Genomic DNA, 21,455 nt, shown 5'->3' with positions numbered 1-21,455 from the left:
AAGCCGAGGATTATACCTGAGCTATGACCTCACGCGCCAGTTGAGGTCGGGTTTGATGCGGAAACATTGCGACTTAAAAGGTCGCGCAGTTGATTTTTCTCTTCGACGCTCAGTTCGCTTTGCCGCGCTTTCCTGAGTAACTGTTCGAGATTTCGCTCGCGTTGGCGGGCGGACAAGCTAGTAATGGTGTCGAAAAACTGTTGTTCAAGGTTATCTCCGTCAATCAGCCATTCCTTTTCTGCCAGCGCCTTGAGCAAGCGACCCTGTTCAGTACCGTGCCATCGCGCGATCAGCTGAAATGAGTTTAGCTTGGGATTCTTCTGTACGGCTTCGAGCAGGGCCACAAGCAGCTGGGCGTTGGTCTGATTTTCATCGGCAATGTGCCCGGCGTCTTCGACGCGCTTGGCCAGTTGCGGATGATGGAGCAATGTTCGCAGTGCCGTCAGGGTTGGCGATTCAACGCCAATCGGCGTACGCGGGCGCTGCTGTTCGCGATCGCCACCACGTTTGCCGTTCTTGTCCCACGGTTTTTTGTCCCACTTCTTGCCGCCGGCGCCGGGTTTCTTCGGCGTCCATTCCTGCTGCGGCACATACATGTCCTGTGCCTGCGGCTGATGGTAGTCGCTGTAGTCCGGCATGGCGTCATAATCGAAGCCCGGATCGTAGGCGGGCGGTGCTTCCTGCGGCGCATTCTGAACCAATTGGCTGACGGTCTCGCTGCTCAGGCCGGTAATCTCGGTCAGGCGCTGACGCATGAGGATGCGCAGGTTCGCTCCCGGCACCTTGTCGATCAATGGCGCGGCGAGGGTGGCCATGTGCGCCTTGCCCTCAAGTGAGCGCGGGTCGGCTTCTTCGGTCAGTTGCTGGAAAAAATAATCGGCCAGCGGCTGCGCGTGCTGATTGATGCGCGCCTTGAAAGCATCGGTGCCTTCGGCGCGAACCAGGGTGTCCGGGTCTTCGCCTTCGGGCAAAAACAGGAACCGCGCGCGACGACCGTCCTGCAGGCACGGCAGGGTCGCTTCCAGTGCACGCCAGGCTGCGTTGCGGCCGGCCTGGTCGCCGTCGAAGCAGAACAATACGTTCGGGACGACGCGGAACAAGCGCTTGAGGTGTTCTTCGCTGGTCGCGGTACCCAGCGTGGCGACGGCATTGCGCAAGCCTTGCTGGGCGAGGGCGATGACGTCCATGTAACCCTCGACGACGATGATTTCGTCGAGGTTGCGATTATTTTTGCGTGCTTCATAAAGGCCGTAGAGTTCCTGGCCTTTATGGAATACCGGTGTTTCCGGTGAGTTCAGGTACTTGGGCTTGTCGTCGCCCAGTACGCGGCCGCCGAAGGCGATGATTCGTCCGCGGGTGTCGCGGATCGGAAACATCACGCGATCGCGGAAGCGATCGTAACGCTTGCCGGTTTCGGCGTTCTCGATCAGCAGGCCGGCTTCGATCATGGCTTTCTGTTGCAGGGTGTCGCTGCTCAGATGCTTGAGCAGGTTGTCCCAGCCCGGCGGCGCAAAACCGAGGCCGAAATCCCGAGCGATCTCGCCCGTCAGCCCGCGCCCCTTGAGGTAATCCACCGCAGCCTTGCGCGACGGATGACTCTTGAGTGCCTGCCGGTAAAAATCAGCGGCGGCGGTCAGCAGCGGGTACAGCGGCGAATCGGTCGGCTGGCGCGGCTTGCGCTCGCGACCGCTTTCTTCGCGGGGGATTTCCATGCCGGCGGCTTTGGCCAGATCTTCGACGGCCTGGGGGAAGTCCAGGTTGTCGTGATCCATGAGAAAGCCGAGGGCGTTGCCGCCGGCGCCGCAACCGAAGCAGTAATAGAACTGTTTGTCGGGGCTGACGCTGAATGACGGGGTTTTCTCTTTATGGAACGGGCAGCAGGCGGTGTAGTTCTTGCCGGCCTTCTTCAATTGCACGCGCGAGCTGACCACGTCGACGATGTCGGTGCGGTTCAGCAGGTCGTCAATGAAGCTCTGGGGAATCAGCCCGGCCATGGCGTTCTCGTCGTCTGCGCTGCAATAAATCCGTTGCGACAGGCCGTCGGACGCGGGCCATTGCTGGAAACGCACAAAAAGTGCGGCTCGACCGGTGTCGTCTGCGTAATCGCTGTCGGGAAGTGTATCTGCCGAAAATCCACTGACGTTAGTACCTATCAGTCTTCGACTATGTGAAAGTGTTGCGCTGAATCCGCTGACGGCCGATTGTCGACCTCGGATAGCTCAATAAAGCGGGCACGCATGCAGGTGCCTTGGGCTGATCGTCGTAAGAGGAATCAGTGGGTGTGCTCGTCAGTAGCCTTGAAAGGCTCGTCAGAAAAGACGTGCACCGCTGGCAAAAGAGCCAGGCCTGACGCGGTGAAGCAGATTTGTCTCGGTCGCATCGGCGGCGTCGACGGTGAAGCATCAAGCGTTTTACGCAAATGCCATTAGCCCGGCTGAGGGCCGGGCTTAGGCAAGAAGCTTGCTACGAACGTCTGTGGATTAGTACAGACGAACGGCGCGGCGCTGTTCGCGCTGAACTTTCTTGGCGTGACGCTTAACAGCGGCTGCTGCCTTGCGCTTACGCTCAGAAGTTGGCTTCTCGTAAAATTCGCGGCTACGAACTTCAGCCAGTACACCGGCTTTTTCGCAGGAGCGCTTGAAACGACGCAGAGCTACGTCGAAGGGTTCGTTCTCTTTTACTTTGACGGCTGGCATCCAGAGCTACCTTCATTCATTACCGGGGTCAACATCCTCGCGGCAAAAGAGCACTTGAAGACGTCGGTTTTTAAGGGTTGCGGATGTTAACCCCTCATCGCTCGGAATGCAAAGCCTCTGATCGAAAACCGCTGGTCGGGGCATCACGTGGCGACTATTATGCGCGCCTTCGAATTCAGCCTAAACAAGGCGCAAACCCATGCTAGTACTGGGATTAGAAACCTCCTGCGACGAAACCGGCGTCGCATTGTATGACAGTGAACGCGGTCTGCTGGCCGACGCGCTGTTCAGTCAGATCGACCTGCACCGTGTCTATGGCGGTGTGGTGCCGGAGCTGGCCTCGCGTGACCACGTCAAACGCATGCTGCCCTTGATCCGTCAGGTGTTGGCCGAGGCCGACTGTGTGCCGACCGAGATCGATGCAATCGCCTATACCGCAGGTCCTGGCCTGGTCGGCGCGTTGCTGGTCGGTGCTTCCTGCGCGCAGGCGCTGGCGTTTGCCTGGGGCATTCCGGCTCTCGGTGTGCACCACATGGAAGGCCACTTGCTGGCGCCGATGCTGGAGCCGAAACCACCGGAATTCCCGTTCGTCGCTTTGTTGGTTTCCGGTGGCCATACGCAGTTGGTTCAGGTCGACGGCATTGGCCAATACAGCCTGCTCGGCGAGACGCTCGACGATGCGGCCGGCGAAGCTTTCGACAAAACCGCGAAGATGATGGGCCTCAATTACCCCGGCGGGCCGGAAATCGCCAAGCTGGCCGAGAAGGGCGTCGCAGGACGTTTCACCTTTCCGCGTCCGATGTGTGATCGCCCGGGTCTGGACTTCAGTTTCAGCGGCCTGAAAACCTTCGCCCTCAATACCTGGCAGCAATGCGTCAGCGCCGGGGACGACGGCGAGCAAGCCCGTTGCGACATCGCGCTGGCGTTCCAGCAGGCCGTGGTGGAGACTTTGACCATCAAGTGCAAGCGCGCCCTGAAACAGGCAGGCATGAAGCGGTTGGTGATTGCCGGCGGCGTCAGCGCCAACAAGGCGTTGCGGGTTTCGCTGGAAAAAATGCTCGGCGATATGAAGGGTGATGTGTTCTATGCGCGCCCGGAGTTCTGCACCGACAATGGCGCGATGATCGCATTTGCCGGTTGCCAGCGCCTGAAGGCCGGTCAGCAGGAAAGTCTGGCAATCACCGTGCAGGCACGCTGGCCAATGGAGCAGTTGTCGGCGCTGTAATGAGCGACGCTCATGGACGGCAGTCAGAAATGCCGTTCGCGCCCGGCAAACAGGTCGCGTAGATTGCCGCGATGGCGCCAGACAATCAGCAAGGTCAGCGCGCTCATTGGCAGCAAGGCTTCCGGCTCCTGCCAGGCCAGCAACGGCAGGGTCAGTGGCGTGGCAATCAGCGCCGCCAGCGAGCTGGTGCGGGTCAGGTAAAACGTCAGTAGCCAGGCACATACTGCCAGCAGCGCGGCGGGTGGATACAGGCCGAGCAGCATGCCGGCGGCAGTGGCAACGCCTTTGCCGCCACGAAAGCGAAAGTACAAAGGGAACAGGTGACCGATCACGGCGCATACGCCAATCCAGGCCTGATCCTGCACTGAAAGGCCCGCGCCCGAGGCGATCAGCACCGGCAGCAGGCCTTTGCACAGATCACCGAGCAGGGTCAGGATCGCCAGTTTGCGACCGGCCAGGCGCAGCATGTTGGTGGCGCCGGCATTACCCGAGCCACTCATTCGCGGATCCGGATTTCCGGTCAGGCGGCTGAGCAAAATGGCAAAGGACAGCGAGCCGAGCAGGTAGGCGAGAATCGCCAGTAACCAAAACATGCTAACTATTCCGGGCGAGGACGCCCTGATTCTAACGGCGCATCGCGCCCTTGTCGTGCAGCGGAGAGAAGTGCTTGGACAGAGTGTTTATCGAGGGCCTGGAAGTCGACACCGTGATCGGTGCCTACGACTGGGAGCGTGGCATCCGTCAGTGCCTGCGTCTTGATCTGAGCTTCGCCTGGGACAATCGCCCGGCCGCCGCCGGTGACGACCTGACCCTGGCGCTCGATTACGCCAGTGTTTCCACGCGCATTCAGGCCTTTGCCGAGCAGGCGCAGTTCCAACTGGTCGAAACCTTTGCCGAGCGTCTGGTTGAAGTGCTGATGGCCGAATTCAAGATCACCTGGGTGCGGCTGAAACTGACCAAACCGGGCGCGGTGCCGGCGGCCAAGGGCGGTGTGGGTGTGGAGATCGAGCGCGGATGTCGCTGACTCAGGTCTACCTCGGGCTCGGTAGCAATATCGAGCGCGAAACCCATTTGCGCGCCGGTCTCGATGCGCTGGCCACGTTCCTGGTGGATATCCGTTGTTCGGCGGTGTTCGAGAGCCAGCCGGTGGGCATCAAGAGCGGGCCGTTCTTCAATTTCGTGGTCTCGGCCTACACCGATCTGCCGTTGATGGAGCTCGACCGCCGCTTGAAATCCATCGAGGCTGACAACGGTCGTTATGCCCCGGATCGCAAAGGTCTGCCGCTGGATATCGACGTGCTGCTGTATGGCGATCTGGTGGGTAATTTTGATGGATTGATGCTGCCGCGTGCGGAAATCCTGAAAAACGCATTTGTGCTGTGGCCGTTGTCGTTGATTGCGCCGGATCGGGTGCATCCGGGGGAGGGCAAGAGCTTTGCGACGTTGTGGGCTGAGGCGCAAATTGATCAGGTGTTGGCGCCGGTTGCGTTCGAATGGCGGGGGGAGCAGCTCACGCCTTCGGATTTGCGGTGATATCAAATGCGCTTTCGCGAGCAGGCTCGCTCCCACATTGGATCGAGGTCTCATGTGGGAGCGAGCCTGCTCGCGAAGTTTTTTATCAGGCTGTCGCCGCCTCTTTGTAGGCTTTCAACGCCTTCAGTCGTTCCCGCTTCAGCGCTTCACCCAGTTCCGGCCCCTTGAAGCCCTTTTCCAGCAGCGGCTGCACCGCCACCGCTCGCGCAGCTTTCGCCGCTCCGCGCAAATAATCCGCCTGTGGATAACTGCGCTGCTCCAGGCCCTTGCGGCCACGGGCATCCATCTCGCACGCGGCGATAAACTCTTCGAATCGCTGCGGTCGGCGATAGATATCGAAGCTCTGCAGCAACTCCAGCAGCGTCGAGGCTTTCAACTCCAGCGCCCGGTGCCCATGGGTGTGGTACTGCCCCACCAGCAGCGCCAGTTCCTGACAGTCCTTGGGGACCTTGAAGCGCTCGTTGACCGCTTTGATCAGCTTCAGCCCGGTGTGCTCATGGGCGATATGCCTGGGCCACTCATCTTCCGGCGTCAGGCCTTTGCCCAAGTCATGCAGCAGGCAGGCCCAGCGCACTGTCAGTGGTTGTTTGTGCTGGGCTGATTGCTCCAGCACGCTCAGGGTGTGCAGGCCTGTGTCAATTTCCGGGTGATGGGTCTCTGGCTGCGGCACGCCGAACAAGGCGTCGACTTCCGGCAATAGCTCTTTGAGTGCGCCACAGTCGCGCAAGACCTGGATGAACACCTGTGGATGATCTTCCATCAGTGCCCGGGAAATCTCCTTCCAGCTACGTTCGGCAGTCAGCGCCTGCAATTCGCCGGACTCACTGAGCTGGCGCATCAAGTCCATGGTCTCATCGGCGACCGTAAAGCCCAATCCTGCGTAGCGCGCAGCAAAACGGGCAACACGCAGGACACGGAGCGGATCTTCGGCGAATGCCGGGGATACATGGCGCAGGATTCGCGCTTCAAGATCGCGCTGGCCATGGTACGGATCGGTAAGGTTGAGCTGATCGTCCTCGGCCATGGCATTGATCGTCAGGTCGCGGCGAATCAGGTCTTCTTCAAGCGTCACTTCGGGACTTGCGTAGAAGGTGAAGCCGCCGTAACCCCGGCCACTCTTGCGTTCCGTACGGGCGAGGGCATATTCCTCACCGGTTTTGGGGTGCAGAAACACCGGAAAATCGGCGCCAACCGGGCGGTATCCCTTGGCGAGCATTTCCTCCGTGGTGGCGCCCACCACGACCCTGTCGATGTCAGTGACCGGCAACCCCAACAGGCGATCACGTACTGCGCCGCCAACCTTGTAAACCTGCATAAAAAACCTCCGTCAGTCCGACAGGATAACCCTTGCGTCAGACTTTCGGAGGCCAGAACCGGATCAAAGATGAATCACGGCCAGATCGAGCCGGCCGTAATCGCCTTCGCTGTGTTCACTGCGTGGCGGCACGTGATGGGTTTTCATGATCTGGTCGCCTTGCAGGGTTTCCAGATGAATGTCGAAGCCCCAGAGCCGGTGCAGGTGCTTGAGGACTTCTTCGGTGGAGTCGCCCAATGGTTTGCGGTCGTGCTGCTGATGGCGCAGGGTCAGCGAGCGATCGCCCCGACGATCAATGCTGTAGATCTGCACGTTCGGCTCACGATTGCCGAGGTTGTATTGCGCTGCCAGGGTTTCGCGGATGATGCGGTAGCCGCCCTCATCATGAATGGCCGGCACCAGCAGGTCGTCTTTCTGGTCGTCATCGAGAATGCTGAACAGCTTCAGATCGCGGATCACCTTGGGCGACAGGTACTGCAGGATGAAGCTCTCGTCCTTGAAACTGCTCATGGCGAACTTGATGGTCGACAGCCAGTCGGAACCGGCGATGTCCGGGAACCAGCGGCGATCCTCTTCGGTAGGCTCTTCGCACATGCGCCGAATGTCGCGGTACATGGCGAAACCCAATGCATAGGGGTTGATGCCGCTGTAGTACGGACTGTCGAAACCCGGCTGGAATACCACGCTGGTGTGCGAGGTGAGGAATTCCATCATGAAACCGTCGGTCACCAGGCCCTCGTCGTACAGATCATTCATCAATGTGTAATGCCAGAACGTTGCCCAGCCTTCGTTCATGACCTGGGTCTGGCGCTGCGGATAGAAATACTGGGCGATCTTGCGCACGATGCGCACGATCTCGCGCTGCCAGGGTTCCAGCAGCGGCGCGTGTTTCTCGATGAAATAGAGGATGTTTTCCTGCGGTTCGGCCGGGAAGCGGGCGTTGTCCTTGTCGCTGTATTTGTCCGCGCCTTTGGGAATGGTGCGCCACAGATCATTGATCTGCTTCTGCATGTGCTCTTCGCGATCCTTCTGCCGCCGGCGCTCTTCTTCGGCGGAAATCGGATACGGGCGTTTGTAACGGTCGACACCGTAATTCATCAGGGCATGGCAGGAATCGAGCAGATCTTCCACGGCATCGATGCCGTGGCGCTCTTCGCACTGCATGATGTACTGCTTGGCGAACACCAGGTAATCGATGATCGAACTGGCGTCAGTCCAGGTACGGAACAGGTAGTTGCCCTTAAAGAAGCTGTTGTGGCCATAGCAGGCATGGGCCACCACCAGCGCCTGCATGCAGATGGTGTTTTCTTCCATCAGATAGGCGATGCACGGGTCGGAGTTGATCACGATCTCGTAAGCCAGGCCCATTTGCCCGCGACTGTAGGATTTCTCTGTGCTGAGGAAGTGTTTGCCGTAGGACCAGTGGTGATAGCCCAGCGGCATGCCCACTGAGGCATAGGCGTCCATCATCTGCTCGGCGGTGATCACTTCGATCTGGTTGGGATAGGTGTCCAGAGCATAACGGGCCGCGATCCGGGCGATTTCGCGGTCGTAGGTCTGGATCAGCTCGAATGTCCATTCGGAGCCGGTGGAAATCGGTTGGCGCTTCTGCTCTTTGGCGGTCATGTCACTAACCTGCGCTGGAAGAGTTCACGGAAGACCGGATAGATATCTCCGGCCGAGACCAGTTGCTGCTGGGCAAATGTGTCAGAGAAGGCTTCGGCGATGCGTTCGTATTCGTACCACAGGGCCTGATGTTCGCGCGGGGTGATCTCCACATAAGTGTAGTACTGCACAAACGGCATGATCTGGTTGATCAGGATGTCGCGGCAGATCGGCGAATCGTCGTTCCAGTTGTCGCCATCGGAGGCCTGAGCGGCGTAGATGTTCCACTCGTTGCTCGGATAGCGCTCGGCCATGATTTCCTGCATCAGCTTCAGGGCGCTGGAAACAATGGTGCCGCCGGTCTCACGAGAATAGAAAAACTCCTCCTCGTCCACCTCTCGGGCGCTGGTGTGGTGACGGATGAACACCACGTCGATCTTGTCGTAGTTACGCTTGAGAAACAGGTACAGCAGGATGAAAAAGCGCTTGGCGATGTCCTTGGTGGCCTGCGTCATAGAACCGGACACGTCCATCAGGCAGAACATCACTGCTTTGGAACTGGGATTGGGTTGCTTGACCAACAGGTTGTATTTCAAGTCGAAGGTGTCGAGGAACGGCACGCGGTGAATGCGCGCGCTGAGTTTCTCGATTTCAGCTTCGAGTTCCTGAATATCGCCGAAGTTGTCCGGTTCTTCGCGCTTGAGCCGCGCCAGCTCTTCCTTGGCTTCGCGCAGTTTCGCGCGACTGCTGCCGGACAGGGCGATACGACGCGCATGAGCCGAGCGCAACGTGCGGATGATATTGATGCGTGAAGGGTTACCTTCGTTGCTGATCCCGGCGCGGACGGTTTTGAACGTGTCGGTGCCGGTCAGGTTGCGTTTGACCAGATTCGGCAATTCAAGGTCTTCGAACATGAATTCGAGGAACTCTTCCTGAGTGATCTGGAAGACGAACTCGTCCATGCCTTCGCCGGAATTGCCCGCCTTGCCCGGACCGCGTCCACCGCCGCCTCCTGGTGGGCGAGCGATATGTTCACCGGCCGTGAATTCTTTGTTACCGGGATGCACCACGGTCTGCTTGCCGCCGCGTCCATGATGAAGCACCGGCTCGTCGATATCGCGGCCGGGAATGCTGATCTGCTCGCCGTGCTCCATATCCGTGATGGAACGGCGACTGACTGCCTCTTCGACAGCCTTCTTGATGTGGTCACGGTAGCGCCGCAGAAAACGCTGGCGGTTCACCGTGCTCTTGTTTTTGCCATTGAGGCGTCGGTCGATCACATAGCTCATAAGGCCCCTCCGGGGAGCTTCAAGTTTTGAGCTGCAAGCTGCAAGTAGAGGCCGATTCACCCGGATGGGGATTCACGCGCGTTCTCCTTGCAGCTTGTGGCTTATAGCTTGCAGCTGCCTCACTGCGACTTGCGGACCCGCAGGTACCATTCGGACAGCAGGCGTACCTGTTTATCGGTGTAGCCACGTTCAACCATTCGCGTAACGAAGTCGTTGTGTTTCTGCTGATCCTCCTTGCTGGCCTTGGCGTTGAAGCTGATGACGGGCAGCAGGTCTTCGGTGTTGGAGAACATTTTCTTCTCGATGACCACCCGCAGTTTTTCGTAGCTGAGCCAGGTCGGGTTCTTGCCGTTGTTGTTGGCCCGGGCGCGCAGGACAAAGTTGACGATCTCGTTGCGGAAATCCTTCGGATTGCTGATTCCGGCCGGTTTTTCGATTTTTTCCAGCTCTTCGTTCAGGGCCACGCGGTTGAGGATCTCGCCGGTTTCCGGGTCGCGATACTCCTGATCCTGAATCCAGAAATCCGCGTACAGCACGTAGCGGTCGAAGATGTTCTGGCCGTATTCGCTGTAGGACTCCAGATAAGCGGTCTGGATTTCCTTGCCGATAAACTCGATGTAGCGCGGCGCCAGGTATTCCTTCAGATAGCGCAGGTAACGTTCGCGGGTTTCGGCCTGGAACTGTTCCTGTTCGATCTGCTGCTCCAGCACATAGAGCAGGTGCACCGGGTTGGCGGCGATTTCATGCGGGTCGAAGTTGAACACCTTGGAGAGGATCTTGAAGGCGAAGCGGGTCGACAGGCCGTTCATGCCTTCGTCGACACCGGCCGAATCGCGGTACTCCTGAATCGACTTGGCCTTCGGATCGGTGTCCTTGAGGTTTTCGCCGTCGTAGACGCGCATCTTCGAATAGATGTTGGAGTTTTCCGGCTCCTTGAGGCGCGACAGCACGGTGAACTGCGCGAGCATTTTCAGAGTATCCGGTGCGCAGTGCGCCTTGGACAGGGAGCTGTTGAAAAGCAGTTTGTCGTAGATCTTCACTTCGTCGCTGACACGCAGGCAGTACGGCACTTTGACGATGTAGATCCGGTCGATGAACGCCTCGTTGTTCTTGTTGTTGCGGAAGGTGTGCCACTCCGATTCGTTGGAGTGAGCCAGCAGGATGCCGGTAAACGGAATCGCGCCGAGGCCTTCGGTACTGTTGTAGTTGCCCTCCTGGGTAGCAGTCAGCAATGGGTGCAGCACCTTGATCGGCGCCTTGAACATCTCGACGAACTCCATCAGGCCCTGGTTGGCCCGGCACAGCGCACCGGAGTAGCTGTAGGCATCGGCGTCGTTCTGTGGAAATTCTTCGAGTTTGCGGATATCGACCTTGCCAACCAGTGCCGAGATGTCCTGGTTGTTCTCGTCACCGGGTTCGGTCTTGGCCACGGCAATCTGATTGAGGATCGACGGGTACAGCTTGACCACGCGGAACTGGCTGATGTCGCCGCCGAATTCGGCCAGGCGCTTGGTCGCCCATGGCGACATGATGGTGTTCAGGTAGCGCCGTGGAATGCCGAAATCTTCCTCGAGGATCGCGCCATCTTCGGTGGCGTTGAACAGACCCAGAGGCGACTCGAAGACCGGCGAGCCCTTGATGGCATAAAAGGGCACTTTCTCCATCAGCTGTTTCAGCTTCTCGGCCAGGGACGATTTACCGCCACCGACGGGGCCGAGTAGATAAAGAATCTGTTTCTTCTCTTCCAGGCCTTGGGCGGCGTGGCGGAAATACGAGACGATCTGGTCGATGCATTCTTCCATCCCGTGGAAGTCTTCAAAGGCCGGATAGCGGCGGATCACCTTGTTGGAGAAGATGCGCGACAGCCTCGAATTGGTCGAAGTGTCGAGCAGTTCCGGTTCGCCGATCGCCATCAACAGACGTTCGGCGGCGGAAACGTAGGCGCTGCGATCGTTTTTGCACAGCTCCAGGTACTCCTGCAGAGAGAGTTCTTCCTGGCGTGTGGATTCGAAGCGTTGTTGGAAGTGGCTAAAGATACTCATGACGTCACCTCGCTCGATACGTGGAGCCGACGCCGGATCACTCAGTCGATGCTGGCAGCAGTCGCTGTGGCAGCTGCTGTTTACCCCCCAGAATTCTCCCACGGTCGACAAACCGCGAAAGCTACTCCCGATGACCCGCGCGCCGGTGTACCGGCTCTCCCCTGTTTTGGATGGCCTGCGCTTAAGGATAGTTGGGAATTCGAGAGGTAAAGGCGAGATACGTAATTAGTTGTGGCAGACCGTTCGTCTGCCGCGCGCAGGCCCACGGCAGCCGGGGCCTGCGCTGCGCAAAAAAATTATTCGGCGGTGCCTTGCGCGGTTTCCGACGGATAAGTCGTACGCCACAGCTCAAAGCCGCCGTCCATGCTGTAAACGTCGGAGAAGCCTTGGCTGACCAGATAGGCGGCTGCGCCCTGGCTGGAATTGCCGTGGTAGCAGACCACGACGGTCGGTGCATCGAGGTCGGCGCCTTGAATGAAAGCGTGCAGGGAATGGTTGTCGAGATGTTTGGAGCCGCTGATATGCAGCGCGGCAAAGGTCGCCGGATCGCGTACGTCGACTACGACTGCGCCCTGTTCACGCAGGGCCTGCGCCTGTTCCGGGGGGATTCGTTTGAATTCGGTCATGACAAAGTACCTGTTGCTCTACTGAAGGCGCAGTCTAACGCGAGGCGTTGACGGGCGAATCGTTGGGGGTGAGTGGGGCGACTGATGGCGCAAGTCCGCCGTGCTCGTCGCATTTGCATGACAGGCGTTCGCCGCTGTCGACGTTCATAAGCGTCAGGCTGCCGCCCCATACGCATCCGGTGTCCAGCGCGGAAATGCCCGGCTCGTGGATATTGCCCTCGAGCGCGGCCCAGTGACCGAAGATGATGCGCAGGCCTTTGGTCTTGCGCTCCTTGTGCTGAAACCACGGCTTGTAGCCGGGCGGTGCGCTGTCGAGGCCTTCCTTGCTTTTGAGGTCGAGCTTGCCCTCAGCGGTGCAAAAGCGCATGCGCGTGAAGTAATTGGTGATCACCCGCAGCCTATCAATGCCTTTGAGATCGTTGTCCCATTTTGCCGGCTCGTTGCCGTACATACCGTCAAGGTAGGCGGGGAATACGTTGTCGTCGCGCAGGGCGGTCTCCACTTCGGCGGCGCACTTCAACGCACGGCGCAGCGACCATTGCGGCGGGATGCCTGCATGGACCATCGCAACATCGCGTGTTTCGTCGTAATGCATCAGCTTTTGCTGGCGCAGCCATTCCATCAGCTGCGGCCCATCGGGGGCCTCGATGATTTCGCGCAGTGTGTCGCTTTTCTTCAAACGCTCGATCTTCTTCGCGGCGGCCAGCAGGTGCAGGTCGTGATTGCCGAGCACGCAGACTAGCGACTCACGCATGCCAAAGAGAAAACGCAGGGTTTCCAGCGACTGCGGGCCACGGTTGACCAGATCGCCGACCAGCCACAGCCGGTCAAGCGCCGGGTCGAAGGCAACTTGTTTGAGCAGGCACTTGAGCGGTTCGAGGCAGCCTTGCAGGTCACCGACGGCGTAAGTCGTCATCAGTGCAGGGCTCCGGGTACGGCGAGGCGAAACGGTTTGATGACGGCATCGAAATGTTTGCCGTCATCGGCGAGCATTTGATAAGTGCCCTGCATGGTGCCGACCTTGGTGGTCATCACCGTGCCGCTGGTATACGTGTGGCTCTTGCCTGCATCGATCAACGGTTGCTGGCCGACGACGCCTTCACCGCGCACTTGTTCGACATGGCCGTCACCATCGGTAATCACCCAGTGCCGGGACAGAAGCTTGGCCGCAATCTCGCCGTTGTTCTGCACGGTGATGGTGTAGGCAAAGGCGAAACGGTCGTGTTCGGGTTGCGATTGGTCTGCCAGATAGTGAGTGACGACGCTGACATCGACCTGATAACGGGAATCGGACATGCAAGAAGGCCTTAACGAAGCGGAACGCGGGGCGTAGCTGATGGGGAATCAGTCTAGGCAAGTATCGGGCAGTAAACCAGAGTGGTGTGCTGCCCGATAGCGTTCATCGCGAGTCAGTCGGCGGCAGGAGTGGCCGGGACCTGTATCGCGAGCTGGTCGGCCAGGCGCACGAATGCAGCCAGATCCAGCTGCTCGGGACGCAGGCTGCCATCGACGCCGGCGGCTTCGATTTCGGCATTGCTGAGCAATTGCTTGAGGGTGTTGCGCAAGGTTTTGCGGCGCTGATTGAAGGCTTCGCGTACCACGCGCTCCAGCAACTTGTGATCCTTCGCCGGGTGCGGCAGTACCGCGTGGGGCACCAGACGAACGATCGCCGAGTCGACTTTCGGCGGCGGGTTGAATGCGCCCGGGCCGACGTTGAACAGATGTTCCACGCGGCAATGGTACTGGACCATGATCGACAGACGACCCCAGTCACCGCCACCCGGGCCTGCGGCCAAGCGCTCGACCACTTCTTTCTGCAGCATGAAGTGCATGTCGCGAATGATGCCGGCGTTGTTCAACAGGTGAAAAATCAACGGCGTGGAGATGTTGTACGGCAGGTTGCCGACCACCCGCAGGCTGTTTGGCGCGGCGTTCAGTGTATTGAAGTCGAACTTCAGCGCATCGCCCTGATGCAGGTTGAAATTACTCATGCCGGCAAACTGCTGGTTGAGGATCGGGATCAGATCCTTGTCCAGCTCCACTACGTCGAGTTGCGCGCCGGAGCCCAGCAAACCTTGGGTCAGCGCACCCTGACCGGGGCCGATTTCCAGCAGGCGATCGTCAGGCTTGGCATGGATGGAGCGCAGGATGCGGTCGATAACGCCGGCATCGTGCAGGAAGTTCTGACCAAAGCGTTTGCGCGCCTTGTGTTGATATTGCTCGTTCATAAACGGGTCTCGGCCATCTGGTAGGCGGTTTCCAGGGCGACTTGCAGGCTGCCGGTATCGATCCTGCCGCTGCCGGCCAGATCCAGGGCGGTGCCATGGTCGACCGAGGTGCGGATGATCGGCAGGCCCAGCGTCACGTTGACGGCAGCGCCGAAGCCTTTGTACTTGAGCACGGGCAAGCCCTGGTCGTGGTACATCGCCAGCACTGCGTCGCAGTGCTCCAGATATTTGGGGGTAAACAGAGTGTCGGCAGGCAGCGGGCCACGAAGGTCCATGCCCTCGCCGCGCAGGCGCTCTAATGTCGGTTCGATGATGTCGATTTCTTCATGGCCCAGGTGGCCGCCTTCACCGGCATGCGGGTTGAGACCGCAGACCAGGATGCGTGGCCGGGCGATGCCGAATTTGTCTTGCAGGTCGGCGTGCAGGATTCGCGTGACCCGCTCCAGCCGCTCCGGGGTGATCGCGTCGGCAATCTCGCGCAGGGGCAGGTGGGTGGTGACCAGCGCCACGCGCAAACCGCGAGTGGCCAGCATCATCACTACTTGCGCGGTGTGCGTCAGGTCGGCGAGAAATTCAGTGTGTCCAGAGAACGCGATGCCCGACTCGTTGATCACACCTTTGTGCACCGGCGCGGTGATCATCCCGGCGAAGTCGCCATTCAGGCAGCCGTTGCCGGCGCGGGTCAAGGTTTCGAGGACGAATGCAGCGTTGGCCTTGTCCAGTTGCCCGGCGATTACCGGTGCGCTGAGCGGCGTGTCCCAGACGTACAGGCTGTTGGCCGGTGCTGGAACATCTGGCCACTGACCCGGCGCGACATCCAGCAGATTGACGGCCAGCCCCAACTGCGCGGCCCGCTCAAGGAGCAGGTCGCGGCTGGTGATGGCAATCAGGGGATGTGGCTGGGCTTGCGAGGCGAGCAGCAGGCACAGGTCGGGACCGATGCCGGCTGGTTCGCCGGGTGTCAGCGCGAAACGCTTGGGTTTCACTGCGCTGCCTGGTCTGCACCAGGAAGTTTGATCTCTACGTACGCTTCGTCACGGATCTGACGCAGCCAGGTTTGCAGCTCTTCATCGTATTTGCGGTTACGCAGTACGGACATCGCTTGCTGCTCACGGGCCTGTTCGGTGCCGTCAGTGGCGCGACGGCCAAGGACTTCCAGCACGTGCCAGCCGTATTGGGTCTGGAATGGCTTGGACAGCTGACCTTGTGGGGTCGAAGCCATCACTTCGCGGAATTCCGGTACCAGCACGTTCGGGTCGATCCAGTTCAGGTCGCCGCCGTTGAGGGCGGAACCCGGGTCTTCCGAGTAGTTTTTCGCCAGCTCGGCAAAGTCTTCGCCGGCGGTGATGCGGTCATACAACGATTGCACCAGTGCCTTGGTCTTGGCTTCGTCGCGGATCGGGCTCGGCTTGACCAGGATGTGGCGGACATGCACTTCGTCGCGCATCTGCGCTTCGCCGCCACGTTTGCCCAGCAGCTTCAGAATGATGAAGCCGCCCGGCGTGCGCGCAGGCTGAGTGATGTCGCCAACCGCCATGCTGCTCAGCTCACGATCGAACGGCGGTGGCAGTTGTGCGGCTTTACGCCAGCCCATCTCGCCGCCTTCCAGCGCGTTGTCGCTACCGGATTTGGCCACGGCCATCTGACCGAAGTCGGCGCCTTGCTTGAGCTGCTGGTATACATCCATCGCCTGACGATAAGCGCTCTGAATGGCTTCAGAGTTGGCGCTTTCCGGGGTCGGAATCAGGATGTTGGCCAGGTGCAGTTCTTCGGACAGCTGCATCTTACCGAGGTCGGAGGCGAGGAAGTTCTTCACTTCCTGCTCGGACACCTGGATGCGCTCCGCCACACGACGCTGACGCACACGGCTGATGATCATTTCGCGCTTGATCTGATCACGGGCGTCGTCATAGTTCAGGCCATCACGAGCGAGCGCAGCACGAAACTGATCGACACTCATGTTGTTGCGCTGAGCAATGGTGCCGACAGCCTGGTTCAACTCTTCGTCAGTGATGCGGATGCCGGAACGTTCGCCGATCTGCAGTTGCAGGTTTTCGACGATCAGACGCTCGAGCACTTGTTGATCGAGCACACCCGGAGGCGGCAGACCGCCACCGCGCTTGGCGATGGTCTGCTGAACTTCGTGAACGCGTTGGTCCAGTTGGCTCTGCATGACCACGTCGTTATCGACGATCGCCACCACTTTATCGATGGACTGTACGGCGGCGTTGGCCGCCGTACCCAGGAACAGCGCGCCCAGCAGCACCGGGCGCAGACAATCAGAAAGCTTGGTCTTCACGTTCACGATAACCTTGAATGCCTTTGTCGAGGAAGCTCTCTACCTTGGCGCCAGTCAGGCCGCCGAGTCCCTTCAGAACAATTTGGAGGAAGATGCCATGGTCGCCTTTTTCGTTTTCCGGGGCGTTCTGACTGTTTTCGTCATAGGCGACCCAGTAACGGTTGATCAGGCGCAGTTTCCAGCAGCAGTTGTCGTATTCGAAACCACCGAAGGCTTCCAGCGTGCGATTGCGGTTGTAGTCGTACTGCCAGCGACTGATGGCGTTCCACTGCGGAACGATCGGCCAGATGACCGAGAAGTCATGCTGCTGGATCTTGTAGTAGTCCTTCACGTAGCCAGGTTGACCCGGGGTGCCGTAGTCGCCGCCGCCCACCGACCATTGACCAGTATTCTGATCGTATCGAACCTGGTCGTTGCGATAGCGGTAACCGGCGTTGATGACCTTGTTCGGGTTGTCCGCAGGCTGGTAATGGAACATCGCGCTGCCGGAGCGCGGGCTGCGGCTGTCCGGATCCCAGTTGTAATCGGCAGTGGCGCGCCAGTCACGGTTCCAGCGGTATTCATATTCGAGCGCGTACGGCGAAACACTGGATTTGGAGTCTTCACGAGTTTTCGCATCGATACCAGGCAATTGCACTTCGCGGTTCTTGAAGTAGTACGCCTGGCCCACGCTGATGCGCTGACGTTCAAACCCGTTTTCTTCGATCCAGCGACTGGTAACGCCCAGCGATAGTTTGTTCTCGTCGCCTACACGGTCGGCGCCGGAGAAGCGGTTGTCGCGGAACAGCGAAGAGTAATTGAAGGTATATTCGCTGGTGTCGAAGACCGGAATGTCTTCCTGATCTGTTTCGGGAACATAGAGGTAGAACAGGCGCGGTTCCAGAGTCTGGCGGTAATTCTTGCCGAAGTAGGAAGTATCGCGATCGAAATACAGGCCGCTGTCGATGCTGGCAATCGGGACGCCACGGCTCTGGTTGCTGTCGAACTTGCCATAAAGCTTCTGGTTTTCCGGCGACAGCGCATCAATCTGGGATTTGCCGGTGTTATCCAGATCAAGCTGATACTGCGTGTACTGATACTTCAACGATGGTTTGAGGAAACCATACGTCCAGTTCATCGGCAGGCTGACGCCCGGCTTCAGATTCAGGCGATCACCGTTGGCGCGGGCCAGACCGCTGATGTTTGTGTCCAGACGACGTTCGGCAATGCCATCTTCATTGATGAAGTCGCCATCACGTAGATCGCGATCGAAACGAACCAGCTCGGTCTCGTAATCGAAATTCAGACCTTCCGGATGGTACGGCAGCTGACCATTGAAGGTGATCTGCGGCAGACGACCATAGGGTGTGATGTTGGAAACGGTAGCCAGCTGATATTGCTGAGCATTCAGGCGTGCGGTGTAGTTGTCGCCACGGTAGCTGACCGCACCCTGCTGATTGACGAAATCATCGCTCTTCACACCAATCTGATCGGTCTGCAGATCCTGGAAGTAATACGGATCGCTGATCTTGGTGTAATCAACTTCTGTGAGCACACGGGAGTCGAGACCGCCCTTGTGCTGCCAGTTGTACATATAGCGGGTGTCTTTGTAGTCGGACTGAAGCTTGCGATCGTCGTTCTCATCGTTGAGATACGCCGCACCGAACTGCCCTTCACTCGACTTGGTCAGGTAGCGGAACTCGCCCTCCACCAACATGCCGCGCTTGCTCATGTAGCGCGGGTACAACGTGGCGTCGTAGTTCGGCGCCAGGTTGAAGTAGTACGGGGTGACCAGCATGAAGCCGGTGTCGCTGCCCGAACCGATGGTCGGCGGGAGGAAACCTGACTGGCGACGGTCGTCGATCGGGAAGTAGATGTACGGGGTATACAGAATCGGGATGTCTTTGACGCGCAACGTCACGTTGGTCGCGGTGCCGAAACCGGTCGCCGGGTTCAAGGTGATGTTGTTGCCCTTGAGCTGCCAGGCGTTGCTGTTCGGTTCGCACGTGGTGTACGTGCCGTCCTTCAAGCGGATGATCGCGTTTTCGGCACGCTTGGCATACAGCGCGTTACCGCGGATGCGCGATTTGTGCATCACGTATTCGGCGTTGTCGACCTTGGCTTCGCCGGTGTCGAGCTGCACATCGGCGTGGTCGCCGACGATAAGCGCGCCGTTGTCGCGGATGCGCACGTTGCCGGCCAGTTCGCCACGGCTCTCGGCCTGATACAGATTGGCCTCGTCGGCTTCGACCTGCATGCTGCCCTGACGCATGATCACGTCACCGGCAAGGCTGGCGACCTGGGTGTCCTGCTCGTAACGCGACGCTTTGGCACCGATGAAGGTCGGCGCGTCACTTTTATTCGTCTTGTCATTCATGCCAGGACGAATCGGTTCGATATAGGAACCAGAGCAGTAAGGACCGGTCTCGGCCAATTGCGCGGCGGTGAGCTTCTCGCGCGGAACCCAGTCGAGGTGACTGTAGTCTTCGCTACGGGATTTCAGGCCACGGCCCTTGGACTCGGTGACCAGTGCGGTTTTCGCGCCAGTGTCGGCGTCGGAACCCTTGTCGGCCGCAGGCTCGCCGGCGGCGCTGACGGCACTGCCGTCATGCACCGGACGCGGCGGCAATGCCGCGGCGGGCGACTTGGGCGCACAGTCCCAGCCACCCGTAGCCGAGACGGAGCAGTCATACTGCTCGGCGGCAACAACGAATTGACTGGCCAGAGGTTGCATAGCCAGCAGACTGCCGGTTACCAACAATGGAAATTTTTTACGAAACGCGGGGGATTTCAATGCCATCTTATTAGTCCGGGCTTCCTGCGTGCCATCTGCCCGCGGTGTGGGCCGCACGCCTCTCGATGGTCTGAAAAAGATGCTGGATAATAAAGCATGACCCGCTTGACGGCTAGCGCCGTCGGAGACCCTTGCAATGCCTGACCAAGATGTACGCTTGCAACACCTGAAAGTTTGGCTCGATGAGCAGTTGGCAAAGCTGTTTGCCGAGCAGGGCTGGGGCACCGTGCCCCCGGCCACGTTGACTGCGGCCAGCAGCGACGCGAGTTTCCGCCGCTACTTCCGCTGGGAGGGCGATGGTCGCAGCTTCGTCGTGATGGACGCGCCGCCGCCCCAGGAAAACTGCAAACCGTTCGTGGATATCGCTTTTTTGCTGGCGAAATCCGGAATTAATGTGCCGAAAATTTACGCCGAAGACCTCGAGCGCGGCTTTCTTTTGCTCAATGACCTGGGCAACAAGACCTATCTCGACGTCATCGATGGCGAAAATGCCGACGCGTTATTCCACGATGCCCTGCAAGCGCTGTTGGCTTTTCAACAGTTGCCGATGGTTGCGCCGTTGCCGAGTTACGACGTCGCCTTGTTGCGTCGTGAGCTGGAACTGTTCCCCGAGTGGTACGTCAAGCGCGAGCTGGGCGTCGAGTTCGATGCGGCCCAGCAGCAACAATGGCAACACATCAGCGAGTTGCTGATCGACAGCGCGTTGGCGCAGCCGAAAGTGCTGGTGCACCGCGACTACATGCCGCGCAACCTGATGCTCAGCGAGCCCAACCCCGGTGTGCTGGATTTCCAGGACGCGGTGTACGGCCCGGTGACCTACGACGTGACTTGCCTGTTCAAGGACGCTTTCCTCAGCTGGCCGGAAGAACGTGTACGCGGCTGGCTGGAAAGTTATTGGCAGCAAGCCTCGGCATTGGACATCCCGGTGCAGGCGGACTTCGAAGAATTCCTGCGCGCCAGCGACCTGATGGGCGTGCAGCGTCACCTGAAAGTCATCGGCATCTTCGCGCGTATCTGCCATCGCGACGGCAAGCCGCGTTATCTGGCGGACGTGCCGCGCTTCTTCACTTATATAGAAGCAGTGATCGCGCGCCGCCCTGAACTGGCGGAACTGCAAGCGCTGTTCAGCAGCTTGCGTGCTGGAGCGACGGCATGAAGGCAATGATTCTGGCAGCGGGCAAAGGCGAGCGCATGCGCCCGCTGACCCTGACTACGCCGAAACCGCTGGTGCGTGCCGCTGGCGTGCCGCTGATCGAGTATCACCTGCACGCCCTCGCGGCCGCAGGTTTCAACGAAGTTGTCATCAACCACGCGTGGCTTGGTCAGCAGATCGAGGATCATCTGGGCGACGGTTCGCGTTTCGGCCTGAGTATTCAGTACTCGCCGGAGGGCGAGCCGCTGGAAACCGGTGGCGGGATTTTCCGTGCGCTGCCGTTACTTGGTGACGATGCTTTTCTGGTGGTCAACGGCGACATCTGGACCGATTACGACTTCAGCGTGCTGCACCAGCCAATCAATGGCCTGGCGCATCTGGTGCTGGCGGACAATCCGGCGCATCACCCGAAAGGCGACTTCACTCTCATCGACGGCAAAGTGCAGGACGGCGAGCCTGATGCGCAGACGCTGACTTACAGCGGCATCGCCGTGCTGCATCCGCAGTTGTTCGATGGTTGCAGCGATGGCGCGTTCAAGCTCGCGCCGCTGCTGCGCAAGGCCATGGCCAAAGGTGAAGTGACGGGCGAGCGCCTGAAGGGGCATTGGGTGGATGTCGGTACCCACGAGCGTCTGGCCGAAGCCGAAGCCTTGATAAGAGCGAGTCACTGA

At 59.4% G+C, this 21,455-nt stretch carries 19 protein-coding genes; 5 read left to right on the top strand and 14 right to left on the bottom strand.

Features of this window, described 5'->3' with window-relative positions; all coding sequences use genetic code 11:
* Nucleotides 1-29: 29 nt before the first annotated feature.
* Nucleotides 30-1,994 (bottom strand): DNA primase, encoded by a 1,965-nt coding sequence (gene dnaG / locus PSH90_RS24140; protein ID WP_056786653.1) that lies wholly within the window; start codon nucleotides 1,992-1,994, stop codon nucleotides 30-32.
* A 486-nt stretch (nucleotides 1,995-2,480) separates the two neighbouring features.
* Entirely contained in the window at nucleotides 2,481-2,696 is a 216-nt protein-coding gene (gene rpsU, locus PSH90_RS24135) for a 30S ribosomal protein S21 (RefSeq protein WP_002551877.1), read from the bottom strand.
* 199 nt (nucleotides 2,697-2,895) lie between these two features.
* Here rpsU and tsaD point away from each other — a divergent pair, with 199 nt between their 5' ends.
* Nucleotides 2,896-3,921: a tRNA (adenosine(37)-N6)-threonylcarbamoyltransferase complex transferase subunit TsaD gene (gene tsaD, locus PSH90_RS24130; RefSeq protein ID WP_039757706.1), complete on the top strand. Its 1,026-nt coding sequence runs from the start codon at nucleotides 2,896-2,898 to the stop codon at nucleotides 3,919-3,921.
* Between the two features lie 23 nt (nucleotides 3,922-3,944).
* Here the strand turns inward: tsaD and plsY are convergent, their stop codons facing one another.
* Nucleotides 3,945-4,514 carry a glycerol-3-phosphate 1-O-acyltransferase PlsY gene (plsY, locus tag PSH90_RS24125; RefSeq protein ID WP_041476705.1) on the bottom strand — a complete coding sequence of 190 codons (570 nt, stop codon included), beginning with the start codon at nucleotides 4,512-4,514 and terminating at the stop codon, nucleotides 3,945-3,947.
* A 74-nt stretch (nucleotides 4,515-4,588) separates the two neighbouring features.
* On the opposite strand from plsY, the gene folB reads away from it, so the two are divergent.
* Entirely contained in the window at nucleotides 4,589-4,945 is a 357-nt protein-coding gene (gene folB, locus PSH90_RS24120) for a dihydroneopterin aldolase (protein ID WP_016772885.1), read from the top strand.
* On the top strand, nucleotides 4,936-5,454 hold the full coding sequence (folK, locus tag PSH90_RS24115) for a 2-amino-4-hydroxy-6-hydroxymethyldihydropteridine diphosphokinase (protein ID WP_305381633.1): 519 nt from the start codon (nucleotides 4,936-4,938) through the stop codon (nucleotides 5,452-5,454). The genes folB and folK overlap by 10 nt, the downstream gene beginning before the upstream one ends.
* An 85-nt stretch (nucleotides 5,455-5,539) precedes the next feature.
* Here the strand turns inward: folK and PSH90_RS24110 are convergent, their stop codons facing one another.
* From PSH90_RS24110 to PSH90_RS24060, 11 genes are all read right to left on the bottom strand, one after another.
* On the bottom strand, nucleotides 5,540-6,769 hold the full coding sequence (locus PSH90_RS24110; RefSeq protein ID WP_252878992.1) for a multifunctional CCA addition/repair protein: 1,230 nt from the start codon (nucleotides 6,767-6,769) through the stop codon (nucleotides 5,540-5,542).
* Between the two features lie 63 nt (nucleotides 6,770-6,832).
* The gene (locus tag PSH90_RS24105; protein ID WP_024014545.1) at nucleotides 6,833-8,395 is read right to left on the bottom strand and encodes a SpoVR family protein; all 1,563 of its coding nucleotides are present in this window, start codon (nucleotides 8,393-8,395) and stop codon (nucleotides 6,833-6,835) included.
* Entirely contained in the window at nucleotides 8,392-9,663 is a 1,272-nt protein-coding gene (locus PSH90_RS24100) for a YeaH/YhbH family protein (RefSeq protein WP_039757709.1), read from the bottom strand. The genes PSH90_RS24105 and PSH90_RS24100 overlap by 4 nt, the downstream gene beginning before the upstream one ends.
* 119 nt (nucleotides 9,664-9,782) lie before the next feature.
* Nucleotides 9,783-11,705 carry a PrkA family serine protein kinase gene (locus tag PSH90_RS24095; RefSeq protein ID WP_016772892.1) on the bottom strand — a complete coding sequence of 641 codons (1,923 nt, stop codon included), beginning with the start codon at nucleotides 11,703-11,705 and terminating at the stop codon, nucleotides 9,783-9,785.
* A 296-nt stretch (nucleotides 11,706-12,001) separates the two neighbouring features.
* Nucleotides 12,002-12,331 (bottom strand): thiosulfate sulfurtransferase GlpE, encoded by a 330-nt coding sequence (gene glpE, locus PSH90_RS24090; protein WP_095181409.1) that lies wholly within the window; start codon nucleotides 12,329-12,331, stop codon nucleotides 12,002-12,004.
* A 34-nt stretch (nucleotides 12,332-12,365) separates the two neighbouring features.
* Nucleotides 12,366-13,247 carry a symmetrical bis(5'-nucleosyl)-tetraphosphatase gene (locus PSH90_RS24085; protein WP_056786666.1) on the bottom strand — a complete coding sequence of 294 codons (882 nt, stop codon included), beginning with the start codon at nucleotides 13,245-13,247 and terminating at the stop codon, nucleotides 12,366-12,368.
* Nucleotides 13,247-13,627, bottom strand: coding sequence for a Co2+/Mg2+ efflux protein ApaG (apaG, locus tag PSH90_RS24080; protein ID WP_122506055.1), 381 nt, complete (start codon nucleotides 13,625-13,627; stop codon nucleotides 13,247-13,249). The genes PSH90_RS24085 and apaG overlap by 1 nt, the downstream gene beginning before the upstream one ends.
* 113 nt (nucleotides 13,628-13,740) lie before the next feature.
* Entirely contained in the window at nucleotides 13,741-14,559 is an 819-nt protein-coding gene (gene rsmA, locus PSH90_RS24075) for a 16S rRNA (adenine(1518)-N(6)/adenine(1519)-N(6))-dimethyltransferase RsmA (protein WP_016772896.1), read from the bottom strand.
* Complete coding sequence (gene pdxA / locus PSH90_RS24070; RefSeq protein WP_136493051.1) at nucleotides 14,556-15,545, bottom strand: 4-hydroxythreonine-4-phosphate dehydrogenase PdxA; 990 nt, start codon at nucleotides 15,543-15,545, stop codon at nucleotides 14,556-14,558. Before pdxA ends, rsmA begins: the two co-directional genes overlap by 4 nt.
* On the bottom strand, nucleotides 15,542-16,864 hold the full coding sequence (gene surA / locus PSH90_RS24065; RefSeq protein WP_252886887.1) for a peptidylprolyl isomerase SurA: 1,323 nt from the start codon (nucleotides 16,862-16,864) through the stop codon (nucleotides 15,542-15,544). Before surA ends, pdxA begins: the two co-directional genes overlap by 4 nt.
* Nucleotides 16,839-19,637 (bottom strand): LPS-assembly protein LptD, encoded by a 2,799-nt coding sequence (locus PSH90_RS24060; protein ID WP_095181412.1) that lies wholly within the window; start codon nucleotides 19,635-19,637, stop codon nucleotides 16,839-16,841. The genes surA and PSH90_RS24060 overlap by 26 nt, the downstream gene beginning before the upstream one ends.
* A 130-nt stretch (nucleotides 19,638-19,767) precedes the next feature.
* Here PSH90_RS24060 and PSH90_RS24055 point away from each other — a divergent pair, with 130 nt between their 5' ends.
* Nucleotides 19,768-20,787: an aminoglycoside phosphotransferase family protein gene (locus PSH90_RS24055; protein ID WP_041476695.1), complete on the top strand. Its 1,020-nt coding sequence runs from the start codon at nucleotides 19,768-19,770 to the stop codon at nucleotides 20,785-20,787.
* Nucleotides 20,784-21,455 carry an N-acetylmuramate alpha-1-phosphate uridylyltransferase MurU gene (gene murU, locus PSH90_RS24050; protein ID WP_252884915.1) on the top strand — a complete coding sequence of 224 codons (672 nt, stop codon included), beginning with the start codon at nucleotides 20,784-20,786 and terminating at the stop codon, nucleotides 21,453-21,455. Before PSH90_RS24055 ends, murU begins: the two co-directional genes overlap by 4 nt.

The sequence above is a fragment of the Pseudomonas sp. FP1762 genome (genome assembly GCF_030687105.1).
Classification (GTDB): Bacteria; Pseudomonadota; Gammaproteobacteria; order Pseudomonadales; family Pseudomonadaceae; genus Aquipseudomonas; species Aquipseudomonas siliginis.
Note: the sequence above shows the minus strand (reverse complement) of the source record. Positions and strands in the feature narration are given on the sequence as shown.

Coding starts and splice junctions, on each gene's coding strand:
- rsmA (WP_016772896.1), bottom strand. CDS start 14,559: ATGAACGAGCAATATCAACACAAGGCGCGCAAACGCTTTGGTCAGAAC.
- dnaG (WP_056786653.1), bottom strand. CDS start 1,994: ATGGCCGGGCTGATTCCCCAGAGCTTCATTGACGACCTGCTGAACCGC.
- PSH90_RS24100 (WP_039757709.1), bottom strand. CDS start 9,663: ATGAGCTATGTGATCGACCGACGCCTCAATGGCAAAAACAAGAGCACG.
- glpE (WP_095181409.1), bottom strand. CDS start 12,331: ATGACCGAATTCAAACGAATCCCCCCGGAACAGGCGCAGGCCCTGCGT.
- tsaD (WP_039757706.1), top strand. CDS start 2,896: ATGCTAGTACTGGGATTAGAAACCTCCTGCGACGAAACCGGCGTCGCA.
- PSH90_RS24060 (WP_095181412.1), bottom strand. CDS start 19,637: ATGGCATTGAAATCCCCCGCGTTTCGTAAAAAATTTCCATTGTTGGTA.
- rpsU (WP_002551877.1), bottom strand. CDS start 2,696: ATGCCAGCCGTCAAAGTAAAAGAGAACGAACCCTTCGACGTAGCTCTG.
- folK (WP_305381633.1), top strand. CDS start 4,936: ATGTCGCTGACTCAGGTCTACCTCGGGCTCGGTAGCAATATCGAGCGC.
- PSH90_RS24105 (WP_024014545.1), bottom strand. CDS start 8,395: ATGACCGCCAAAGAGCAGAAGCGCCAACCGATTTCCACCGGCTCCGAA.
- murU (WP_252884915.1), top strand. CDS start 20,784: ATGAAGGCAATGATTCTGGCAGCGGGCAAAGGCGAGCGCATGCGCCCG.
- apaG (WP_122506055.1), bottom strand. CDS start 13,627: ATGTCCGATTCCCGTTATCAGGTCGATGTCAGCGTCGTCACTCACTAT.
- plsY (WP_041476705.1), bottom strand. CDS start 4,514: ATGTTTTGGTTACTGGCGATTCTCGCCTACCTGCTCGGCTCGCTGTCC.
- PSH90_RS24110 (WP_252878992.1), bottom strand. CDS start 6,769: ATGCAGGTTTACAAGGTTGGCGGCGCAGTACGTGATCGCCTGTTGGGG.
- PSH90_RS24095 (WP_016772892.1), bottom strand. CDS start 11,705: ATGAGTATCTTTAGCCACTTCCAACAACGCTTCGAATCCACACGCCAG.
- PSH90_RS24085 (WP_056786666.1), bottom strand. CDS start 13,247: ATGACGACTTACGCCGTCGGTGACCTGCAAGGCTGCCTCGAACCGCTC.
- PSH90_RS24055 (WP_041476695.1), top strand. CDS start 19,768: ATGCCTGACCAAGATGTACGCTTGCAACACCTGAAAGTTTGGCTCGAT.